Here is a 21971-nt window from a genome sequence, read left to right on the forward strand (position 1 = left end):
CGCGGCGGCTGACCGAGGGCCGCGACTGACCGAGGGCCGTTCCCCGCCGTTCCGGGCCCGGGGAAACCGCGGATTCCGCGGGGGCTCCGGGGCATCCCATCGCCGCGCCCCATGATTTCCTGGTAACTCCCCTGCCAACCCCACCCATTTGAGCGATCCCAAAGATCCTTTGGGCGCTGATATTTTCCCTGTCGGAGGCGGTGAATTCCGCACCGAATTTTCTCCGCACAGAGATGGGTGGCGTCCTTATGACCTTGCCGGTGGAGTCCACTTCTGCCGCAGAGGACGGTCAGCCGCAGCAAAGCCTGGGAACGGCCGCTGCGCGCAATCTGGCGACAACGACCAAGTCCGCCCCGCAGATGCAGGGCGTCACCTCCCGGTGGCTGCTCCGTCTGCTGCCCTGGGTCGACGTACCCGGTGGCGCATATCGCGTGAACCGACGCCTCACCCATACGGTCGGGGACGGCCGCATCGAGTTCGTCACGACCGGCGCCGAGGTCCGGGTCATCCCGGCGGAGCTGGCCGAACTGCCGCTGCTGCGCGGCTTCGAGGACAGCGCGGCGCTGGAGGCGCTGGCGAGCCGTTTCGTCCAGCGGGAGTACGCCGCGGGCGAGGTGATCGCCGAGGCCGGCAGCCGCGCCGACCACCTCTATCTGCTCGCGCACGGCAAAGCGACGAAGCTGACCCCGGGCAAGTACGACGGGGCGGCGGTCGTGGGTGTGGTGGCCGACGGCGACCACGCCGGCGATCAGGCGCTGGCGGCCGATGCGGGGGTCTGGGACGTCACCCTCAAGGCGTCGACCGCCTGCACCGTACTGGCCCTGCCACGTTCGGCGTTCGACGAGGTTGTGGCCGCTTCCGAGGCGCTGCGCAGTCATGTCGCGGGCGTCGGCGCCGTCCCGTCGCAGCGGCGTAACAGCGATGGTGAGGCCGAGATCGGCATGGCCTCGGGCCACACGGGAGAGCCGCCGATCGGCGGCACCTTCGTGGACTACGAGCTGTCCCCCCGCGAGTACGAGCTGAGCGTCGCCCAGACCGTCCTCCGCGTCCACAGCCGCGTCGCCGACCTCTACAACAACCCCATGAACCAGGTCGAGGAGCAACTCCGGCTGACCGTCGAGGCCCTGCGCGAACGCCAGGAGCACGAGATGATCAACAACCGCTCGTTCGGACTCCTCCACAACGCCGACCTCAAACAGCGCATCCGCACCCGCACCGGACCGCCCACCCCCGACGACCTCGACGAACTGCTGTCCACCGTCTGGAAGGAACCACACATCATCCTCGCCCACCCGAAGGCGATCGCCGCCTTCGGCCGCGAGTGCAGCCGCCGCGGTGTCCACCCGGACGCCGTCGATCACCACGGGCACTCGATCCCCGCCTGGCGCGGGGTGCCGGTCTTCCCCTGCAACAAGATTCCCGTCACCGCGGAGCGCACCACCTCGATCATGGTGATGCGGACGGGCGAGGCCGACCGGGGCGTCGTCGGTCTTCATCGCACGGGGATCGAGGACGAATACCGACCCGGCCTTTCGGTTCGCTTCATGGGCCTCAACGAAAAGGCCGTCGTCTCCTATCTCGTGAGCGCCTATTATTCCGCGGCGGTTCTCGTCCCGGACGCTCTGGGAATTCTCGAGGACGTCGAAATCGGGTACTGACGGCCGTATCACGGTCGGGGCGTGGCGGTCTCGTTCAGGTGCTTTCGGTTCGCGGGTCATGCCTGCCCGTTTCACGACCGGGCACATCCGTATCTCTCACCGGCCGGGTCGGCCGCGGGCCGACCCGATGACCACGCCTGCCTCCGTTCCCGCTTCGGTTCCAGTCCTTCCGCATCTCCTTCCTCCACCTCCACGCTTCCGCCCGCCGTCTGTTTCCCACCTGCTTTCGACCCCGGCCGCATGGAGCCGGTCGACCGGTGCCACGGACCAAGGGACCGGCAGTCCGGCAGCCCTGCGGGGCCGGCCATCTCCGCCGCACGCAACAGCGGCTTGTATCGCAGAGATCGCATAGAAATGGGTGAAGTTCTCCAATGACCACGTCAGTGGACACGACCGCCGCCGAGGGCGGGCAGCAGCAGCCGACCATGCCGCAGCAGAGCCTCGCCACGGCCGCGGCACGGAATCTTGCGACGACCACCAAGTCCGTACCGCAGATGCAGGGGATCTCGTCCCGGTGGCTGCTGCGCATCCTGCCGTGGGTCGAGGTCACCGCGGGCACGTACCGGGTGAACCGGCGGCTCACGCATACGCTCGGTGACGGGCGGATCGAGTTCACGACCACCGGTGCGGAAGTCCGGGTTATTCCGGCAGAGTTGCGCGAGATGCCCGCCTTGCGAGGATTCGAGGACAGCGGAGGGCTCGCGGCGCTCGCCGACCGTTTCGTCCAGCGGGAGATCCCGGCGGGGCAGCCGATCACGGAGGCGGGGAGCCCGGTCCTGGAGCTCGTACTGCTGGCACACGGCAAGGCGGACAAACTCGGCACCGGCAAGTACGGCGACCGTACGGCGCTGGGGGTGCTCGCGGATGGCGACTACATCGGCGACGGCCTGCTGAGCGGCGAGCGCGGCACCTGGCCGTTCACGGTGCGGGCGGTCACGACGTGCACCGTGCTCGCCCTGCCGCGCGAGGCGCTGGAGGAGGTGACGGGCCGGTCGGCGGCGCTGCGGACCCATCTCGAGGAGTACCGCGCCGCTCCCCGCCTCCCGCAGAACAAGCACGGCGAGGCGGCGATCGAACTCGCCTCGGGACACTCGGGCGAACCGGACCTTCCGGGCACCTTCGTGGACTACGAGCTGTCCCCCCGCGAGTACGAGCTGAGCGTCGCCCAGACCGTCCTCCGCGTCCACAGCCGCGTGGCCGACCTCTACAACAACCCCATGAACCAGGTCGAGGAGCAACTCCGGCTGACCGTCGAGGCCCTGCGCGAACGCCAGGAGCACGAGATGATCAACAACCGCTCGTTCGGACTCCTCCACAACGCCGACCTCAAACAGCGCCTTCACACCCGCACCGGACCGCCCACCCCCGACGACCTCGACGAACTGATCTCGCGGCGGCGCAAGACGCAGTTCCTGCTCGCGCACCCGAGCACGATCGCGGCGTTCGGCCGGGAGTGCAATCGCCGGGGCCTCTACCCGCAGGGCGTGGAGTTCCAGGGGCAGCATGTACGCGCCTGGCGAGGCATCCCGCTGCTGCCCTGCAACAAGATCCCCGTCACCCAGCAGCGCACCAGCTCGATCCTGGCCATGCGGACGGGAGAAGCCGATCAAGGAGTCGTCGCACTGCACCAGACGGGCATTCCGGACGAAATTCAGCCGGGCCTCAATGTCCGTTTCATGGGGATCAACGAGAAGGCGATCATTTCCTATCTGGTGAGCGCCTACTTCTCGGCGGCCGTACTCGTCCCCGACGCTCTCGGCATTCTCGAAGATGTGGAGATCGGACACCACGACGAATAGCCGTACGACTGGCGGGAGTTGAGGCGGGCGGGCGGCTCCGTGAGGGGCCACCCCGCCCGCCGCGGTGTTCGCGGCCGCGACCATGAAGCACAGATCCGCGATGATCGGAAGACTTACGGCACCGACCCGGAAAAAACTGGGAGATCCTTGTCAGTCGCTGCCATCTGCGAGAAGTTCGTCAGCACGTGCGCATGACGCGGCAATCCCAACCCATAATACGGTGTGGTTGGCCACGTCGAATTGCGCCGTCCGGCTTCCACCGGTCTGGACCATTGCGGCGCGGAGCCCACCGGGGGAGGTGCGGTCTGCCGGTTCACGCCGGACTGCTCGCCGATCTCCCGGCGACAACCGCTGATTGTCAATGATCACCACACCGACAGCCGGGTCCACACCCAGTCGTCCAAGGCCATCGCAACCGGGAGCTTCTGTGATTGACCAGCACGCCCGCGTCGGCGCCCTCCCCTGCTGTCTCGCCGTCTCGGTCCTCCTGCTGACTGCCTGCGGAGAGTCCACTCCCACGGTCAACAGCGAGAACCTGCGCGTGGCGTCGTCCGTGGACGATGCGGGCGGCATGGACGCACTCGTCGCCACAGCTCAGAAGGAGGGCACGCTGAACGCGATCGCCCTCCCCCGCGACTGGGCCAACTACGGCGCCTTGATCGACGGCTTCTCCAATAAATACGGAATCGAGGTCAAGGTCGCCCAGCCCGACGCCAGCAGCCAGGACGAGATCGACGCCGTCAAGCGCTACAAGGGCCAGCCCGAAGCCCCCGATGTGCTCGACATGGGCCGCTCCTTCGCCCAGTCCGCCGCCGAGCAGGGACTGCTCTCCCCGTACAAGGTCAAGACGTACAAGAAGATCCCCGACAACCAGAAGGACCCGCTCGCCCGCTGGTACAACAATTACGGCGGATATGTCTCCATCGGCTGCGACGCCGCGGAGATCGAGGAGTGCCCGCAGACCTTCGACGATCTCCGGAAGCCCGAATATCTCGGAAAGGTCTCGCTCAACGGCGAACCCACCAAAGCGGGCTCCGCCTTCGCCGGGGTGTACGCCGCCGCCCTCGCGAACAAAGGCTCCCTCGACAACATCGGACCGGGTCTCGATTTCTTCAAGGACCTGACGAAGTCGGAGAACTTCAACCCGGTGCAGTCGACGCCCTCCACCATCGAATCGGGCGAAACACCCATCTCCATCGACTGGGACTACCTCAACACCAGCTATGCCGACAGCTTCCGGGAAAAGGGCATGGACTGGCAGGTGACCGTCCCGTCCGACGGAATCTACGCGGAGTACTACTCGCAGGCGATCAACAAGGACGCCCCGCACCCCGCGGCCGCCCGCCTCTGGCAGGAGTACGTCTTCAGTGAGGAAGGCCAGAATCTGCGGCTGGAAGGCTACGCCCGGCCGGTCCTGCTGGACTCCATGAAGCGGGAGGGGTCGCTGCACGAGATCGCCGCCGCCTGGCTCCCCAGCGTCGACGGCACACCGAGGTTCCCCTCGGAGGAGCAGTCCTCCAGAGCCAAGGAAGCCGTCGCCAAGGGCTGGCGCAAGGCGGTCTCCCGCAACGACTGACGCGGGCACCCGCGGCTGACCTGACGCCTTCACCGCGGCGGGCCCGACGCCGGCGTATCCACGGCTCGGGGTGCTTCCGCAGCACGCGCCGGTACACCGTCACCCGCCCGACGGCGGCCCTCTGCCGTCAGGCGCTCAGGCGGTCAAGCGGTCGGTGGGCAGCCGTCAGTGCGCGCCGTAGACGGGCAACGGCGGGTCCGCCCGCGCCAGCAGTCCGGCCACCGCCTCCCCCGCCTCCGCCGGGGACCAGCGGGCGGCCTTGTCGGCGGTCGGCCCCGGCCGCCAGCCCTCCATCAGCGTGATACGCCCCGCCTCCGCCTCGAAGACGCGCCCCGTCACCCCCTCCGAGGCCGCTGACCCCAGCCAGACGGCGAGCGGGGCGACGTTCTCCGGGGCCATCGTGTCGAAACCACCTCCGGCGGGCGCCGCCATGGTGGCGGCGAAGGTCTGCTCGGTCATACGGGTACGGGCCGCGGGTGCGATGGCGTTGACCTGGATCCCGTAGCGGCCCATTTCCGCCGCCGCGACGAGTGTGAGCCCGACGATCCCGGCTTTCGCGGCCGCGTAGTTGCCTTGGCCGACGCTGCCGAGCAGGCCGGCCCCGGAGCTGGTGTTGATCACCCGGGCCTGTGGCGTACGGCCCGCCTTCGCCTCCGCCCGCCAGTGCGCGGCCGCGTGTTTCAGCGGCAGGAAGTGGCCTTTCAGATGGACGCGCATGACCGCGTCCCAGTCGTCCTCGTCGAGGTTCACCAGCATCCGGTCGCGCAGGAAGCCGGCGTTGTTCACCAGGGTGTCGAGGCGGCCGAAGGTGTCGAGCGCGTTGGCGACGAGCGAGGCGGCGCCTGAAGTCGTGGCGATGTCCCGGGTGTGCGCGACCGCCTGGCCGCCGCGTGCGGTGATCTCGTCGACGACAGCCTGTGCGGGCCCGCCCGAGGTGCCCGAGCCGTCGAGCCCCACGCCCAGGTCGTTGACGACGACGCGGGCTCCCTCGGCGGCGAAGGCGAGAGCATGGGCGCGCCCGAGCCCGCGTCCCGCACCCGTGACGGCCACCACGCGCCCCGTGCAGATTCCGGCCATGTCACTGCTCCTTGTTCGCCGTTGCGGCATCGAGGAAGGCGGGGCGTTCCCCGCCTCCGTGGAGGTGCAGGCTCGCGCCGGTGATGTACGCGGCGCGGTCGGAGGCGAGGAAGACGGCGGCGTCGCCGACCTCCTCGGGCTCGGCGAGACGGCCCAGCGGGACGGTGCGCTCGACCGCCGCGATGCCGTCCTCGTCCCCGTAGTGCAGATGCGCGGACTCGGTGTGCACCATGCCGAGCACCAGGGTGTTGACCCGTACGCGCGGGGCCCATTCGACGGCCATCGAGCGGGCGAGGTGTTCGAGCCCGGCCTTGGCCGCGCCGTAGGCAGCCGTCCCGGGTGAGGGGCGGGAGCCGCTGACGCTGCCGATCATGGTGATGGAGCCGGGAGTTCGCAGGCGCTCCATCACATCGTGCGCGGCCAGGGAGGCGGTGAGCGCGGTGGTCAGATTGAGGTCGATGACCCGGGCGTGCCGGGTCGCGTCCGCCTCGCCGAGCAGCCGGTACGGCGTTCCGCCCGCGTTGTTGACCAGGGCGTCGAGGCGGCCGTGGTCGGCGGCGACGCGGCCGAAGAAGTCCCGTACGGCGTCGCCGTCCCGGAGGTCCACGGGCGCGAACTCCGCACGCCTGCCCGCTACTTCGACCGGCGTTCCGGGGGGCTTGCGCGCACAGACGACGACATCGGCACCGGCACGCAGGAACGCGCGCGCGATCCCCGCTCCCACGCCCCGCGTCCCGCCGGTGACGACCGCGACGCGCCCGCTCAGATCCAGCGTGATGCCCACCGTGCACCTCCCGTGGTCCGCGGACCGCTGCTACCGTCCACCTAACAAATGTTTGGTGGAAAGGTAGCTGATCCGCTCATGGGTGTCTCCACCGCAAGCCCCGAGAAGGGCATCGCCGTCGTCACGGTCGACTTCCCACCCGTCAACGCCCTTCCCGTACAGGGCTGGTACGACCTGGCCGACACCGTTACCGCCGCCGGACGCGATCCGGGGGTGCGCTGCGTGGTGCTGACCGCCGCGGGCCGCGGCTTCAACGCGGGTGTCGACATCAAGGAGATCCAGCACGACACCGGCCACACGGCGCTGATCGGTGCCAACCACGGCTGCGCCGCGGCCTTTTCCGCCGTCTACGACTGCGAGGTGCCGGTGATCGCCGCCGTGCACGGCCACTGCCTCGGCGGCGGCATCGGCCTGGTGGGGAACGCGGACGCGATCGTGGCAAGCGAGGACGCGACGTTCGGCCTTCCGGAGCTGGACCGCGGCGCGCTCGGCGCGGCCACCCACCTCGCCCGGCTCGTCCCGCAGCACCTGATGCGCACGCTCTACTTCACCTCCCGCACGGCCACCGCCGGGGAGCTGCACCGGCACGGTTCGGTCTGGCAGGTCGTGAAGAGGGATCAACTTCACGACACTGCCCTGGCGTTGGCCCGCGAGATCGCGGCCAAGGACGGCACCCTGCTGCGGCTGGCGAAGGCGGCCCTCAACGGCATCGACCCGGTCGACGTACGCCGCAGCTACCGCTACGAGCAGGGCTTCACCTTCGAGGCAGGGCTCGGCGGCGTCGGCGCCCGCGTGCGGAACACCTTCGGCAGGGACGCCGGCAGCAGCGTCGGCGGCAAGGGGGAGGCATCGTGAGGGACAAGACGATGACGGCCGACGAGGCGGTGGGCCGCCTGGAGAGCGGCATGACCGTCGGCATCGGCGGCTGGGGCTCGCGCCGCAAACCGATGGCGCTGGTACGGGCGTTGCTCCGCTCCTCCGTCACCGACCTGACCGTGGTGACGTACGGCGGGCCCGACGTCGGTCTGCTGGCCGCCGCGGGGAGGATCCGCAAGCTGGTGACCGCCTTCACCACGCTCGACTCCATCCCGCTCGAACCCCACTACCGTGCCGCCCGGCAGCGCGGCGCCTTCGAACTGGTGGAGCTGGACGAGGCGATGGTCATGTGGGGGCTGACGGCAGCGGCGCACCGGCTGCCGTTCCTGCCGCTGCGCGCGGGCCTCGGCTCGGATGTGATGCGGATCAACCCCGGGCTGCGGACGGTGACATCGCCGTACGAGGACGGCGAGGAACTGATCGCCGTACCCGCCCTGCCGCTGGACGCCGCCCTCGTCCATCTCAACCGCGCCGATGTGCACGGCAACGGCCAGTACCTGGGCCCCGACCCCTACTTCGACGACCTCTTCTGCGAGGCGGCACAGGCCGCATATCTCTCATGCGAACGGATCGTCGACAGCGCCGAGTTGGGGAAGGCGGGTGCTCCGCAGACGCTGCTCGTCTCACGCCATACGGTCAGCGGGGTGATCGAGGCCCCGAACGGCGCGCACTTCACCTCCTGCGCTCCGGACTACGACCGCGACGAGCCCTTCCAGCGCGCCTATGCGACGGCCGCCGCCGATCCCCGCGCCTGGGAGGAGTTCACCGGCCGCTTCCTGTCCCACCCCACCGAGAGCGCCTACCGGTCCTCGGTGAGCGCCTGGCACGAGGAGCAGCGATGAGCGGGACGACGAGTACCGCCACCCGGGCCGAGTACTGCGTGATCGCCTGCGCCGAGGCCTGGCGCGGCGACGGGGAGATCCTGGCCAGCCCCATGGGCCCCGTGCCGGCGATCGGCGCGCGGCTGGCGAAGCTCACCTTCGCACCCGGGCTGCTGCTGACGGACGGCGAGGCGATGCTCATGGGCGACGTCCCGCCGCTGGGCGGTGCCTCGGTGGTCACCGAGGGCTGGCTTCCGTACCGCAAGCACCTGGCGATGGTCAGCGGCGGGAGGCGGCACGTGATGATGGGGGCGAGCCAGATCGACCGCTACGGCAACCAGAACATCTCCTGCATCGGCGACTGGGCGCGGCCCGACCGCCAGTTGCTGGGCGTGCGCGGGGCTCCGGTCAACACACTGAACAATCCGACGAGTTACTGGGTGCCGCGACACTCCCGCCGGGTCTTCGTCGACCGCGTCGACCTGGTGTGCGGGGTCGGCAACGACCGTGCGGCGGCAGGCGGCCCGTCCGCGACGCGCTTCCACGACCTCCGCCGTGTCGTCACGGATCTCGCGGTACTGGACTTCGCCGCACCGGACGGGACCCTGCGGATCCGCTCGGTCCATCCCGGGGTGACGGTGGGTCAGGTACAGGAGGCGACGGGCTTCCCGCTGGAGGCGCCGGAGGGCGGCGTACCCACCACTCGGGAGCCCACCGCGGACGAACTTCGCCTGATCCGCGAGGTGATCGACCCCGGCGGCGTACGGGACGGCGAGGTCCGCGCATGAGCGAACCCGTCCTCCGCACGCCGCTCACGGACCTCGTCGGAGTCCGCCACCCCCTGGTGCAGACCGGCATGGGATGGGTGGCCGGCCCCCGGCTGGTGTCCGCGACCGCCAACGCCGGAGCCCTCGGCATCCTCGCCTCCGCCACCATGACGCTCCCTCAACTCGCGGCTGCGGTACGGGAGGTGAAGTCGCGCACGGATGCACCGTTCGGCGTCAATCTGCGCGCGGATGCGGGCGACGCCGCGGAACGCGTCCGCATCATCGTCGAGGAGGGCGTACGGGTCGCCTCGTTCGCCCTCGCGCCCTCCCGCGAGCTGATCGCCCGCCTCAAGGACGCGGGGGTGGTGGTGATCCCGTCCGTGGGCGCCCGGCGTCACGCCGAGAAGGTCGCGGCCTGGGGCGCCGACGCCGTACTGGTCCAGGGCGGCGAAGGCGGCGGCCACACCGGCGAGGTGGCGACCACCGTCCTGCTGCCGCAGGTGGTGGACGCGGTGGGCATCCCCGTCATCGCGGCGGGCGGCTTCTTCGACGGACGCGGACTGGCGGCCGCCCTCGCCTACGGGGCGGCGGGCGTGGCCATGGGCACCCGCTTCCTGCTGACCTCGGACAGCACCGTGCCGGACGCGGTGAAGGCCGCCTATCTCGCGGCCGCGGTGCGGGACGTCACGGTCACCAGGAAGGTGGACGGCCTCCCCCACCGGATGCTGCGCAGCGACCTCGTCGACTCCCTGGAGCGGTCGGGCCGTTCCCGCGCGCTACTGCGGGCCGTGCGGCACGCTGCGGCCTTCCGCAAGGTCTCCGGCCTGAGCTGGAGGCGGATGGTCCGCGACGGCCTGGCCCTGCGCCACGGCAAGGACCTGACCTGGAGTCAGGTGCTGCTGGCGGCCAACACCCCGATGCTGCTGAGGGCTTCGATGGTCGACGGGCGCACGGACCTGGGGGTGATGGCCGCGGGCCAGGTCGCCGGGCTGATCGACGACCTGCCGTCCTGCGCGGATCTGGTGGACCGGGTGATGGCGGAGGCGTACGCGAGGCTGGACACGCTGTCCGGCCTCCGCACCGCGTGACACGACGGGGAGGGGCGTGAGAACCGCTTCGGGCGCGGGCAGAACCGCGTGACGCGCGGGTCAGGCGCGCATGGGTCAGGCGGCGAGGATCAGGCGCACGCGAGTCCGAAGGGTGTGGCGCGCGCGTCAGGAGCTCGCCGAGCCCGAGTCAGGAGCGCATGGTGCGGGCCACACGGAACCCCACGTCGTCGATGCGGAACGTCGGGTGGCTGCGACGCCGTGCCGAGGCGCGGCAGCTCCAGTGCTCGTCGAACCACCCGCCCCCGCGGAGCACCCGGTAGGTGCCGTACACCTCGGCGTCGTAGACGTCCCAGCACCAGTCCCACACATTGCCGAGCATGTCGTACAGGCCCCATGCGTTGGGCTGTTTGCCGCCCACCTCGTGGAGGCGCCCGCCCGCATTGCCGCGGTACCAGGCGATGGCATCGAGTTCCCCGTACCGCGGACCGGTGGTTCCGGCGCGGCAGGCGTACTCCCACTCGGCCTCGGTCGGCAGCCGGTACCCGTCGGCCGAGGTGTCCCACTCCACCCGCTCGTCATCGCCGTGGAGGCGGTACGCGGGCGTCAACTCCTCGTGCAGGGAAGCGGCGTTGCAGAACCGGACCGCATCCCACCACGAGACGCCCTCGACGGGCAGCCGGTCACCACGGGCAGTGCTCGGGCTCAGACCGGTGACCTGGGCGTACTGCTCCTGCGTGACCGGGGACACCGCGATCCGGAACGGCGCGACCTCCACCGTCCAGCTCCGCTGCGTCCTGCGGTCGGACAACTGCACCTGCCCCGCCGGGAGGGCAGCCATCTCAAGACTGCTCGACTTGTCCATGAGCAGGCCATCGTACGGGGCCCGGGGCGGATCCCGGCGCCGGCGCCCGACGGAGCCGATACGGCCGTCGATCCGCCCCGGCCGTCCTCCCGCGCGCCGGCGCCCGGCGGTTCCCGGCGCGGTGGCTCAGAGCCGCTCGATGATCGTCACATTCGCCTGGCCGCCGCCCTCGCACATCGTCTGCAGGCCGAAGCGGCCGCCCATGCGCTCCAGTTCGTGCAGCAGGGTCGTCATCAGCTTGGCGCCGCTCGCGCCCAGCGGGTGGCCCAGCGCGATGGCGCCGCCGTTGACGTTGACCCGGTCCGGGTCGGCTCCCGTCTCCTTCAGCCAGGCCAGCACCACCGGCGCGAAGGCCTCGTTGATCTCCACCAGATCGATGTCGCCGATCGTCAGCCCCGACTTCTTCAGCGCGAAGGCCGTGGCCGGAATCGGCGCGGTGAGCATCCGGATCGGGTCCTCGCCGCGTACGGAGAGATGGTGGAAGCGGGCACGGGGCGTCAACCCGTGTTCCCGCACGGCCTGTTCGCTCGCGATGAGCAGCGCCGCGGCGCCGTCGGAGACCTGGGAGGAGACCGCGGCGGACAGCCTTCCGCCGTCGATCACGGGCTTGAGCGCGGCCATCTTCTCCAGCGAGGTGTCCCGGCGCGGGCCTTCGTCCGCCGTCACGCCCGCGCAGGGGCTGAGTTCACGGTCGAACCGGCCCTCGTCGATGGCCCGGAGGGCACGCTGGTGGGAGCGGAGCGCGTACTCCTCCATGTCCCGGCGCGAGATGCCCCACTTCTCGGCGATCTGCTCGGCACCGTAGAACTGGTTGACCGGGCGGTCGCCGTAGCGGGCACGCCAGCCCTCGGAGCCCGCGAAAGGGCCCTCGGTCAGGCCCAGCGGCTCCGCGGCCTGGCGGGAGGCGAAGGCGATCGGCACCTGCGACATGTTCTGCACGCCGCCCGCGACGACCAGGTCCTGGGTGCCCGACAACACGCCCTGGGCGGCGAAGTGCACGGCCTGCTGCGAGGATCCGCACTGCCGGTCGACCGTCACGCCCGGCACCTCCTCCGGCAGCCCGGCGGCCAGCCAGCAGGTGCGGGCGATGTCCCCCGCCTGCGGGCCGACGGTGTCCAGGCAGCCGAAGACGACGTCCTCGACGGCCGCGGGGTCGGCGCCCGAGCGCTCCATGAGGGAGGTGAGCACGTGCGCGCCCAGGTCGGCCGGGTGGACGGCGGAGAGCCCGCCCTTCCGGCGGCCGACCGGAGTCCGTACCGCTTCGACGATGTATGCCTCGGCCATGATTGCTGCTCCTCCGCCGGTCGCTGGGGTCATTCCCGTACGGCGATGCCGTCCAGCACCATCGACAGGTACTGGCGGGCGATCTCCTCGGGGCTGTGCTGCCCGTCCGGCCGGTACCACGAGGCCGCGACCCACACGGTGTCGCGCACGAAGCGGTAGGTGAGCCGGACGTCGAGATCGGCGCGGAACGCCCGGGCGGCGACTCCGCGCTCCAGGGTGCCCAGCCACGCCCGCTCGAACTTCCGCTGGGATTCCGCGAGATAGCGGAAGCGGGGCCGGCCGGACAGGTGCCGGGACTCCTTCTGGTAGATGGCGACCGCGGCGCGGTGGCGGTCGATCTCCCGGAAGGACTCCGTGACGAGGGCCTCAATGGTTTCCCGGGGTGGCAGCTCCGCGGCGAGCACGGCGTCGTACCCGGCCCACAGTTCGTCCAGGAAGGTGGAGAGGATCTCGTCGAGGATCGACTCCTTGGAGTCGAAGTGGTAGTAGAGGCTTCCGGCCAGCATGCCCGCCTCGTCGGCGATCCTGCGGACCGTGGTCGCGTTGTAGCCCTGGGCCGCGAACACCTCGGCGGCGGTGGCCAGGAGTTCCCTGCGCCGCTCGGGCGGCGCGCCGCCCTCGGCGGTCTTCCTGCTGTGCTTCGGCTCGTGCGTCACACGGCCATTGTCGTTACGCATGCTGGCTGCTGACGGACACGGTCTCCCCCGTCATGTACGACGCGTAGTCGCTGGCGAGGAAGACGATGACGTTGGCGACCTCCCAGGGCTCGGCCCAGCGGCCGAACGCCTCGCGCCCGGTCAGCTCGGTGAGCAGCTCCTCGGTGGTCACCTTCACCAGATGCGGGTGCATGGCGAGGCTCGGGGAGACGGCGTTGACGCGTACACCATGGTCGGCCGCTTCGACGGCGGCGCAGCGGGTCAGGGCCATCACGCCGGCCTTGGCGGCGGCGTAGTGGGCCTGCCCGCGCTGGGCGCGCCAGCCCACGACGGAGGCGTTGTTGACGACGACGCCGCCAGCTCCGGCGTCTCGCATCCGGCGCAGGGCGGCGCGGGTGCAGCGGAACGTGCCGTGGAGCGTGACGTCGATGACCCGGTACCACTGGTCGTCGGTCATCTCGGCGAGGTCGGCGGTGCCGCCGAGACCCGCGTTGTTGACGACGATGTCGAGCCGGCCGTGGCGTTCCTCCGCGAGGTCGAAGAGGGCACCCACCTGAGGCTCGTCGGTGACGTCGCAGGGCAGTCCGGCCACACGGTCCGCGCCGAACTCCTCGGCGAGCGCCGCGGCCGACTCCTTGACGCGGCGCGCGTGGGCGTCGCCGATGACGACGCGGGCCCCTTCCTCCAGGAAACGGCGGGCCGTCGCGCCGCCGATCCCGGCGCCGGCAGCCGCGGTGATCACGGCCGTGCGACCGGTGAGGAGGGCGTGCCCGGGGACGTACTGCGCCTTGTTGTCGGTCACATGACCACGCTAACCTACCAAACACTTGTTAGGGAAGCGGAGGCGAGAGGGCGGTCCGGTCCTGCGGCACGGGCCCGGGCACCGCCCGGAGCCCGACCCCGAGGAGGCGGACGCCCGGTGGATCTCGACTTCTCGCCGACGGAGCACGCGTTCCGTACGGACATACGCGCCTGGCTGGCCGCACACGTGCCCGCCGAGCCACTGCCCTCCCTGGAGACCCGCGAAGGCTTCGACGCCCACCGGGCCTGGGAGCACACGCTGTTCGCCGACCGCTGGTCCGCCGTCTCCTGGCCCGAGCGGTACGGCGGCCGGGGCGCCTCGCTCGTCGAGTGGCTGGTCTTCGAGGAGGAGTACTACGCGGCCGGGGCGCCGGGCCGGGTCTCCCAGAACGGCATCAGCCTGCTGGCCCCCACCCTCGTCGAGCACGGCACGGAGGAGCAGCGCGCCCGCGTCCTGCCGCCCATGGCGAGCGGCGAGGTGATCTGGGCGCAGGCCTGGTCCGAGCCGGAGGCGGGGTCCGACCTCGCCTCGCTCCGCTCCCGGGCGGAGCGTACGGACGGCGGATGGCTGGTGAGCGGACAGAAGACCTGGTCGTCGCGGGCGGCGTTCGCGGACCGGGCGTTCGGGCTGTTCCGCAGCGACCCCGGCGCGGACCGGCCGCACCACGGGCTGACGTATCTGATGTTCCCGCTGGACGCGCCCGGCGTGACCGTACGCCCCATCGGCCGCCTGGACGGGAAGCCCGCGTTCGCCGAACTCTTCCTGGACGGGGTCTTCGTACCGGACGCGGATGTCATCGGCGAGCCGGGGCAGGGCTGGCGGGTCGCGATGAGCACCGCGGGGAACGAGCGCGGGCTGACGCTGCGCAGCCCCGGCCGGTTCACCGCGGCCGCCGAACGGCTCGTCGCCCTGTGGCGGGAGCGGGCCGACCCGGCGGACACCGCGCTGCGCGACCGCGTCGCGGACGCGGTCATCGGGGCGCGCGCCTACCGCCTGTTCGCGTACGCGGGCGCCTCACGCCTGGCCGACGGCGGCGCGATCGGGGCGGAGTCGAGCCTCAACAAGGTCTTCTGGTCCGAGCTGGACATCGCCCTGCACGAGACCGCGCTCGACCTGCTCGGCCCGTACGGGGAGCTGTCCTCCGACGCCGACGACGCACCCGCGTACGGGAGTTGGGCCGACGGCTACGTCTTCTCGCTCGCCGGTCCCGTCTACGCGGGGACGAACGAGATCCAGCGCGACATCATCGCCGAGCGACTGCTCGGCCTCCCGAAGGGGCGACGGTGAGGTTCCTTCTCGACGAGGCGCAGCGGGACTTCGACCGCATGCTGGACCGGATGCTGAGCGCGGCCGGCACCGCCGGGACGGTACGGGCCTGGGCGGCGGGGGATCAGAGGGCGGGACGCGCCCTGTGGGAACGCCTGGCCGAAGCGGGGGTCTTCGCGCTCGCGGTTCCGGAGGCGTACGGCGGGGCGGGGCTGCTGCCGGTCGAACTGGCCGTTGCCTTCGTGCAGTTGGGGCGCCACGCGGTTCCGGGCCCGGTGGTCGAGACCGTGGCGGCCGGGGTGCTCCTCGGGAGCCTCGCGGACGCGGACGCCCGTGCGGCGGGACCGGCGAAGGACTGGCTGCCGGGCATCGCGTCGGGGCGGACGGTGGCGACGCTGTGCATCGGCCGGCCGCGCGCGGCGGACGGAGTCGCCTTCGGCGGCGGGCCGTACGCGCTCGACGCGGACCGCGCCGACGCCGTCCTCACCGTCGGCGGCGACGCGTTGGACACCGTGCGGCTCTCCGGCGCCCCCGGTGGCATGCGGATCGACGGGCGGCGCGATGGGCGACCCGATGGGCATCCGGACGGGCAACCGTCCCTCGATCCGGCCCGGCGCCTGGCCGTACCGCACGCCGGAGACGAGTTGCCGGTCCCGGGGGCCGCGGTGCGGGATGCGGCCGGGCGGGCCGCGGAGTGGGCGGCCTTCGCGACGGCGGCGCAGGCCGTGGGCACGGGCCTCGCCCTGGTGGAGCGCACGGTCGCGTATGTGAAGCAGCGCACCCAATTCGGCGTTCCCATCGGGTCCTTCCAGGCGGTCAAGCATCAGCTCGCGGACGCACTGCTGGGGTTGGAGTTCGCCCGCCCGCTGCTGTACGGAGCGGCCGTGGCGCTGGCCGGCGGGGGCGGCGCCAGTGCGGGAAGCACGGGGGCGGCGGTGGCGGCGGCGAAGGCGGCGGCGGGCGATGCCGCGTACGCCGCGGCCCGCACCGCGCTCCAGCTCCACGGCGCGATCGGCTACACCGCGGAGAACGACCTGTCGCTGTGGATCCTCAAAGCCCGCGCCCTGCGCTCCGCCTGGGGCACCCCCGCGCAGTGCCGGGCCCGCGTCCTGTCGGGGTGAGGCGGGGGGCGGGGAGGCGGGTGAGCGGTGCGGCCACGGCCACGCGCGCAACCGTACGATCGCCGCTGACGCCGCGAAGCGGAGCGGGACGCCGACCGCGCACGGCGGCGAACGCCCCCGCCGGGCCCGGCAATCCTGAGCGGACTCGGACGCCCCGCACCGCGGCCGCACCGGCGAAACCCCGTCCGTACACGTCAGCGCCGCCGGGCCTGCCGTGCAAACGCCCCCCACAGCGCTACTGTTCGTATCGAATCAGTGGCGTCGAAGACGAGGTGCCGTCGTGTCCCCTGCACTGTCGCAAGGCCTGGCGGAACAAGCCCGGGCGCTCGCCGAGGGCGAGGTGTCCTCGCGCGCGCTGGTCGAGCGGTCCCTCGCGGCGATCGAGGCCACACAGCCCGTCCTCAACGCCTTCCGCCGGATCCGGCCCGAGGCCGCGCTGGCCGAAGCCGAGGCAGCGGACCGGAAGTTGGCGGCAGGCGAGCGGGCGCCGCTCCTGGGCGTGCCGGTCGCCGTCAAGGACGACATGGACCTCGCGGGCGAACCGACCGCGTTCGGGTGCCCCGGCGAGTTCCCGGTGAAGACGGTCGACTGCGAGGCCGTACGGCGCCTGCGGGAGGCCGGGGCCGTCATCGTCGGGAAGACCAACACCCCGGAACTGGGCCAGTGGCCGTTCACCGAAGGACCGGCGTTCGGCGACACCCGTAACCCCTGGAACACCGGCCACACGCCCGGCGGCTCGTCAGGCGGGGCCGGGGCAGCCGTGGCCGCCGGGCTCGTCCCCGCGGCACTCGGCTCCGACGGCGCGGGCTCGGTCCGGATCCCCGCGGCCTGGTCGCATCTGATCGGTATCAAGCCGCAGCGGGGCCGGATCTCCACCTGGCCGGAGGAGGAGGCGTTCAACGGGATCACGGGGATCGGACCGCTGGCCCGTACGGTCGCCGACGCCGCGCTCCTCCTCGACGCGGCGAGCGGCAGCCACCCCGGTGACCTGCACACCCCCGAGCCCCTGACCCTGCTCCCCGCGGCATCGCGCGAGCCGGGCCGGCTGCGCATCGCCCTGTCGTTGCGCCCGCCGTTCACGGGCACCCCGAAGCCACTGGATCCGGCCGTGCGGGCCGCGGTCGTCGGCCTGGCCGAGCGGCTGGAGGCACTCGGCCACGAGGTGGTGGAGGAGGACCCGAAGTACGGTCCGGTGGGACTGACGTTCGTGCCGCGCGCGACGGCGGGTGTCCGCGACTGGTGCGACCGCGTGCCCGACCAGTCGCTGCTGGACCCCCGGACGCGCGGCGCCGCCCGGCTCGGACGGATCCTCGGCGGCGGCCCGCTGCGGCTCGCCCGTTCCGTCGAACCGCGCCTGCACGCGCGCGTCGGCGGGATCTTCCGCCGCTTCGACGTCGTCCTCACCCCGACCACGGCCACCCCGCCACCGCGGATCGGCGCGCTGATCTCGTTGTCCGGCTGGCGTACGGACCAGGCGAGGATCGCCGCGTGCCCGTACGCCTGGCCCTGGAACGTCCTGGGCTGGCCGGGCATCAACGTGCCCGCCGGCTTCGCCGACGGCGGGCTGCCCCTGGGCGCGCAGCTCCTGGGCCCGGCGAACAGCGAGCCGCTGCTGATCTCGCTGGCGGCGCAGCTCGAGGCGGACCGGCGGTGGTACGAGCGGTGGCCGGACGTCCAGGGCCTGGAGGAAGGGGACGCGGACCGGGACCCGGCCGTGGCCTGAGCACCGGAGCACCGGAGCACGACCGGCAGGCACCGGCTGCGGCGGGAATCTTCCCGGCCGCAGGGCGTTGTGCCAGAGGTGAGCTCCCCATGGTCGACGACCCGCTTCTCGGTACTGGACCGCTCCCGCACCCGGCAGGGCGAGGACCCCCCGGAGACACTGCGCCACACGGTGCGGTTCGCTCAGCAGGCCGAGGGCCTGGGCTTCCACCGGTTCTGGGTGTCGGAGCACCACGGCGTCCCCGGGGTCGCCGGTTCCGCGCCGACCGTGCTCGCGGCCGCCATCGCCGCGGAGACGTCGCGCATCCGCGTCGGTACGGGCGGGGTGATGCTGCCCAATCACCAGCCGCTGGTCGTCGCCGAGCAGTTCGGGGTCCTGGAGGCCCTCTTCCCGGGCCGTATCGACATGGGTCTTGGGCGCTCCGTCGGGTTCACCGACGGGATCCGGCGCGCGCTGGGCCGCGACAAGGACGCGGCCGAGGACTTCGCCGAGCAGCTGGGCGAACTGCTCGGCTACTTCACGCCCGGGCCGGACGGCGGGCCGCGGGTGCACGCCCGTCCCGCCGAAGGGCTGAGGATCCCCGCGTTCGTGCTGGCCACGGGTGCGGGCGCGGAGCATGCGGCGGCGTTCGGACTGCCGCTCGTCATCGCGGCCGCGGGCGACGAGGAGCGGATGCTGGGTGCGATCGAGCGCTACCGCGAGCAGTTCCGGCCCACGGAGTGGGGTCAGGAGCCCTACGTCGTCGTGGCGGGCACGGTCGCGGTGGCCGGGAGCACCGAGGAGGCCCGCCGCATCCTGCTGCCCGAGGCGTGGGCGAGCGCCTGGTCCCGTACGCACGGCGAGTTCCCGCCGCTCAGGCCGGTCGAGGAGATCGCCCGGACGGAGATGACCGACCGGGAGCGCGCCCTGTTCGAGGAGGCCCAGCAGGGGCACATCCACGGCACCGAGCCGCAGGTACGGGAGGCGCTGGAGAGGCTCGTCGAGCGGACGGCGGCCGACGAGATCCTGGTGACCACCAGCACCTACGACCGGGAGCTGCAGCTCGAGTCGTACCACCGGCTGGCGCGGCTGACCGGAGTGCTGAGCGCCGGGCCGCAGGGCCCGGGCGGGCAGGGCGCCGGCGGGCAGAGCTCCGGGGCCCCGGGCGGCAGGCCGCAGGGCGGGGCGGGCACCAAGGGGAAGGGCGCCTAGAATCGCCCTGTTTGCCCAGCCCACGCCTGTCCCGACGGAGAACACGCGCCGATGAACCCCAGTGCCCACGACCCGTACGTCCGGGTGCGCGGCGCCCGCGAACACAATCTGCGCGAGGTGGACGTGGACATCCCGCGCGACGTGCTGGCGGTGTTCACAGGGGTGTCCGGATCGGGCAAGTCCTCGCTCGCCTTCGGGACGATCTACGCCGAGGCGCAGCGCCGCTACTTCGAGTCCGTGGCGCCGTACGCGCGGCGGCTGATCCATCAGGCGGGCGCGCCCTCCGTCACGGAGATCACCGGGCTGCCGCCCGCGGTCTCGCTGGAGCAGCGGCGGGCGGCACCGACCTCGCGCTCCTCCGTCGGGACCGTGACGACGCTGTCGAACACGCTGCGGATGCTGTTCTCACGCGCGGGCGACTACCCGCCGGGGGCGGAACGCCTGGATTCGGACGCGTTCTCGCCGAACACGGCCGCCGGGGCGTGCCGGGAATGCCACGGCATCGGCCGCGTCCACCGGACGTCGGAGGCGCTGCTCGTACCGGACCCCGGGCTCAGCATCCGTGAGGGCGCCATCGCCGGCTGGCCGGGTGCGTGGCAGGGCAAGAACCTGCGCGACATCCTGGACGCGCTCGGGTACGACGTCGGCCGGCCGTGGCGGGACCTGCCGCAGGAGGACCGGGACTGGATCCTGTTCACCGACGAGCAGCCGGTGGTGACGGTGCATCCGGTGCGGGACGCGGAGCGGATCCAACGGCCGTACCAGGGCACGTACATGAGCGCGCGTCGCTATGTGCTGCACACCTTCGCCGACTCCAAGAGCCAGACGCTGCGAGCCCGCGCGGAGCGCTTTCTGACCAGCGCGCCGTGCCCGGCGTGCGGAGGCAGCAGGCTGCGCCCCGAGGCGCTGGCGGTCACCTTCGCCGGGCGGACGATCGCCGACCTGGCGGCACTGCCGCTGGGCGCCCTGGCCGGGACACTGCGCCCGGTGGCGGAGGTGGACCCGGGCCGGGGCGGGACGGCGCAGCGGGGCGGTACGGCGGGGGTGGCCGCGACACTGGCCCACGACCTGGTCTCCCGTATCGGCGTGATCACCGAACTCGGCCTCGGCTACCTGAGCCTGGACCGCCCCGTGCCGACGCTCTCCCCGGGCGAGCACCAACGGCTGCGGCTGGCCACACAGTTGAGGTCCGGCCTCTTCGGGGTGGTGTACGTGCTGGACGAGCCCTCGGCGGGTCTGCACCCGGCGGACACCGAGGCCCTGCTGGTGGTGCTGGAACGGCTCAAGCACGCCGGGAACTCGGTCTTCGTCGTGGAGCACGACATGGCGGTGGCGCGCCGCGCCGACTGGGTGGTGGACGTCGGCCCGCACGCCGGCGAGGGCGGCGGGCAGGTGCTCTACAGCGGCCCGGTGGCCGGGCTGGCCGCGGTCCCCGAGTCGGCGACGGGCCGCTTCCTGTTCGGCGCTGACGGAGCCAGGGAGGGCGGAGACGAGGAGGGCACTGCGCGGCGTACGGGTCCGGGCGCGCGGACCCGCCGTGAGCCCTCGGGTCTGCTGCGGCTGCACGGCGTGACGCGGCACAACCTGGACCACCTCGACGCGGAGTTCCCGCTCGGAGTCCTCACAGCGGTCACGGGTGTGTCGGGGTCCGGCAAGTCGACGCTCGTCGGGCAGGTGCTGGCCGGCGTCGTCGGCGAGCACCTGGGACCGGAGGCCGCGCCGGGGCCGGACGGCACCAAGGGCCGCGGACGCGCGGACGACCGAGGCACGGACGGCCCGGGCGGGGACGGCCACGCGGGCGAGCGGGGAGCCGGCGGGCGGAAGCCGGTGGACGGGCCGAAGGCGGTGGACGGGCTGGAGGCCGTCGACCGTCTGGTCCAGGTGGACCAGAAGCCCATCGGCCGTACGCCCCGCTCCAACCTCGCCACGTACACCGGGCTCTTCGACACCGTACGGAAGCTCTTCGCGGCGACCGACGAGGCACGGGCTCGCGGCTACACGTCGGGACGGTTCTCGTTCAATGTGGCCGGCGGGCGGTGCGAGACGTGCCAGGGCGAGGGGTTCGTGGCGATCGAACTGCTCTTTCTGCCGGGGACGTACGCGCCCTGCCCCGAATGCGGCGGAGCGCGCTACAACCCCGAGACCCTGGAGATCCGGTACCGAGGCCGGACCGTCGCCGAGGTACTGGACCTGACCGTGGACGCCGCGGCGGAGTTCTTCGCCGAGGTCCCCGCCGCGGCCCGCAGCCTGGGCACCCTGAGGGACGTCGGCCTGGGCTATCTGCGGCTGGGCCAGCCCGCCACCGAGTTGTCGGGCGGCGAGGCCCAGCGCATCAAGCTGGCGACCGAACTCCAGCGTGTCCGGCGCGGCCACACCCTCTATCTGCTGGACGAGCCCACGACGGGCCTGCATCCGGCCGATGTGGAGGTGCTGATGCGGCAGTTGCACGGGCTGGCCGACGCCGGGCACTCCGTGGTGGTCGTCGAGCACGACATGGATGTGGTGGCCGCGGCGGACTGGGTGATCGACCTGGGTCCGGGCGGTGGCGACGAGGGCGGGCGCATCGTGGCCGCGGGGCCGCCGGAGGACGTGGCGCGGACGCCGGCGAGCCGGACCGCGCCGTATCTCGCGGCCCGGCTGTCCGGCTGATCCCACAGGG

At 72.2% G+C, this 21971-nt stretch carries 18 protein-coding genes; 12 read left to right on the forward strand and 6 right to left on the reverse strand.

Annotation, left to right across the window (positions count from 1 at the left end; genetic code table 11):
- Positions 1 to 248: 248 nt before the first annotated feature.
- The 3 genes from ACGFNH_RS16240 (at position 249) to ACGFNH_RS16250 (ending at position 5033) form a co-directional block, all read left to right on the forward strand.
- A complete protein-coding gene (locus ACGFNH_RS16240; protein WP_393654082.1) occupies positions 249 to 1658 on the forward strand; it encodes a family 2B encapsulin nanocompartment shell protein in 1410 nt (469 codons plus the stop codon).
- Between the two features lie 371 nt (positions 1659 to 2029).
- Positions 2030 to 3457: a family 2B encapsulin nanocompartment shell protein gene (locus tag ACGFNH_RS16245; RefSeq protein ID WP_393654084.1), complete on the forward strand. Its 1428-nt coding sequence runs from the start codon at positions 2030 to 2032 to the stop codon at positions 3455 to 3457.
- A gap of 361 nt (positions 3458 to 3818) precedes the next feature.
- A complete protein-coding gene (locus ACGFNH_RS16250; protein ID WP_393654086.1) occupies positions 3819 to 5033 on the forward strand; it encodes an ABC transporter substrate-binding protein in 1215 nt (404 codons plus the stop codon).
- A gap of 165 nt (positions 5034 to 5198) precedes the next feature.
- On the opposite strand, the gene ACGFNH_RS16255 is transcribed toward ACGFNH_RS16250, so the two are convergent.
- Together ACGFNH_RS16255 and ACGFNH_RS16260 are read right to left on the reverse strand one after the other, a co-directional pair.
- Positions 5199 to 6110 carry an SDR family oxidoreductase gene (locus ACGFNH_RS16255; RefSeq protein WP_393654088.1) on the reverse strand — a complete coding sequence of 304 codons (912 nt, stop codon included), beginning with the start codon at positions 6108 to 6110 and terminating at the stop codon, positions 5199 to 5201.
- Between the two features lies 1 nt (position 6111).
- Entirely contained in the window at positions 6112 to 6894 is a 783-nt protein-coding gene (locus ACGFNH_RS16260; protein WP_393654090.1) for an SDR family oxidoreductase, read from the reverse strand.
- A gap of 78 nt (positions 6895 to 6972) precedes the next feature.
- On the opposite strand from ACGFNH_RS16260, the gene ACGFNH_RS16265 reads away from it, so the two are divergent.
- The 4 genes from ACGFNH_RS16265 to ACGFNH_RS16280 are packed head-to-tail and all read left to right on the forward strand — an operon-like array spanning position 6973 to position 10446.
- Positions 6973 to 7749, forward strand: a complete 777-nt coding sequence (locus ACGFNH_RS16265; protein WP_393654092.1) for an enoyl-CoA hydratase family protein — start codon at positions 6973 to 6975, stop codon at positions 7747 to 7749.
- An 11-nt stretch (positions 7750 to 7760) separates the two neighbouring features.
- The gene (locus ACGFNH_RS16270; protein ID WP_393654483.1) at positions 7761 to 8612 is read left to right on the forward strand and encodes a CoA transferase subunit A; all 852 of its coding nucleotides are present in this window, start codon (positions 7761 to 7763) and stop codon (positions 8610 to 8612) included.
- The gene (locus ACGFNH_RS16275; RefSeq protein WP_393654094.1) at positions 8609 to 9379 is read left to right on the forward strand and encodes a CoA-transferase subunit beta; all 771 of its coding nucleotides are present in this window, start codon (positions 8609 to 8611) and stop codon (positions 9377 to 9379) included. The genes ACGFNH_RS16270 and ACGFNH_RS16275 overlap by 4 nt, the downstream gene beginning before the upstream one ends.
- Positions 9376 to 10446 carry an NAD(P)H-dependent flavin oxidoreductase gene (locus ACGFNH_RS16280; protein WP_393654096.1) on the forward strand — a complete coding sequence of 357 codons (1071 nt, stop codon included), beginning with the start codon at positions 9376 to 9378 and terminating at the stop codon, positions 10444 to 10446. The genes ACGFNH_RS16275 and ACGFNH_RS16280 overlap by 4 nt, the downstream gene beginning before the upstream one ends.
- Positions 10447 to 10594: 148 nt before the next feature.
- Here the strand turns inward: ACGFNH_RS16280 and ACGFNH_RS16285 are convergent, their stop codons facing one another.
- The 4 genes from ACGFNH_RS16285 to ACGFNH_RS16300 form a co-directional block, all read right to left on the reverse strand.
- On the reverse strand, positions 10595 to 11269 hold the full coding sequence (locus tag ACGFNH_RS16285) for a formylglycine-generating enzyme family protein (RefSeq protein WP_393654098.1): 675 nt from the start codon (positions 11267 to 11269) through the stop codon (positions 10595 to 10597).
- Between the two features lie 126 nt (positions 11270 to 11395).
- A complete protein-coding gene (locus ACGFNH_RS16290; protein WP_393654099.1) occupies positions 11396 to 12553 on the reverse strand; it encodes an acetyl-CoA C-acetyltransferase in 1158 nt (385 codons plus the stop codon).
- Positions 12554 to 12582: 29 nt separating this feature from the next.
- Positions 12583 to 13209: a TetR/AcrR family transcriptional regulator gene (locus ACGFNH_RS16295; RefSeq protein ID WP_393654101.1), complete on the reverse strand. Its 627-nt coding sequence runs from the start codon at positions 13207 to 13209 to the stop codon at positions 12583 to 12585.
- Positions 13210 to 13222: 13 nt separating this feature from the next.
- Entirely contained in the window at positions 13223 to 14011 is a 789-nt protein-coding gene (locus ACGFNH_RS16300; protein WP_393654103.1) for an SDR family oxidoreductase, read from the reverse strand.
- Positions 14012 to 14128: 117 nt separating this feature from the next.
- Between ACGFNH_RS16300 and ACGFNH_RS16305 the strand changes: the two genes are divergently transcribed.
- The 5 genes from ACGFNH_RS16305 (at position 14129) to ACGFNH_RS16325 (ending at position 21961) form a co-directional block, all read left to right on the forward strand.
- Positions 14129 to 15298, forward strand: coding sequence for an acyl-CoA dehydrogenase family protein (locus tag ACGFNH_RS16305; RefSeq protein ID WP_393654105.1), 1170 nt, complete (start codon positions 14129 to 14131; stop codon positions 15296 to 15298).
- The gene (locus tag ACGFNH_RS16310; protein ID WP_393654107.1) at positions 15295 to 16398 is read left to right on the forward strand and encodes an acyl-CoA dehydrogenase family protein; all 1104 of its coding nucleotides are present in this window, start codon (positions 15295 to 15297) and stop codon (positions 16396 to 16398) included. Before ACGFNH_RS16305 ends, ACGFNH_RS16310 begins: the two co-directional genes overlap by 4 nt.
- Before the next feature lie 280 nt (positions 16399 to 16678).
- Entirely contained in the window at positions 16679 to 18121 is a 1443-nt protein-coding gene (locus tag ACGFNH_RS16315; protein WP_393654109.1) for an amidase, read from the forward strand.
- Between the two features lie 78 nt (positions 18122 to 18199).
- Positions 18200 to 19312, forward strand: a complete 1113-nt coding sequence (locus ACGFNH_RS16320) for an LLM class flavin-dependent oxidoreductase (RefSeq protein WP_393654111.1) — start codon at positions 18200 to 18202, stop codon at positions 19310 to 19312.
- Between the two features lie 51 nt (positions 19313 to 19363).
- Entirely contained in the window at positions 19364 to 21961 is a 2598-nt protein-coding gene (locus ACGFNH_RS16325) for an ABC transporter (RefSeq protein WP_393654113.1), read from the forward strand.
- The last annotated feature ends 10 nt before the right edge of the window (positions 21962 to 21971 follow it).

This window comes from Streptomyces sp. NPDC048639, from assembly GCF_043199075.1.
Lineage (GTDB): Bacteria > Actinomycetota > Actinomycetes > Streptomycetales > Streptomycetaceae > Streptomyces.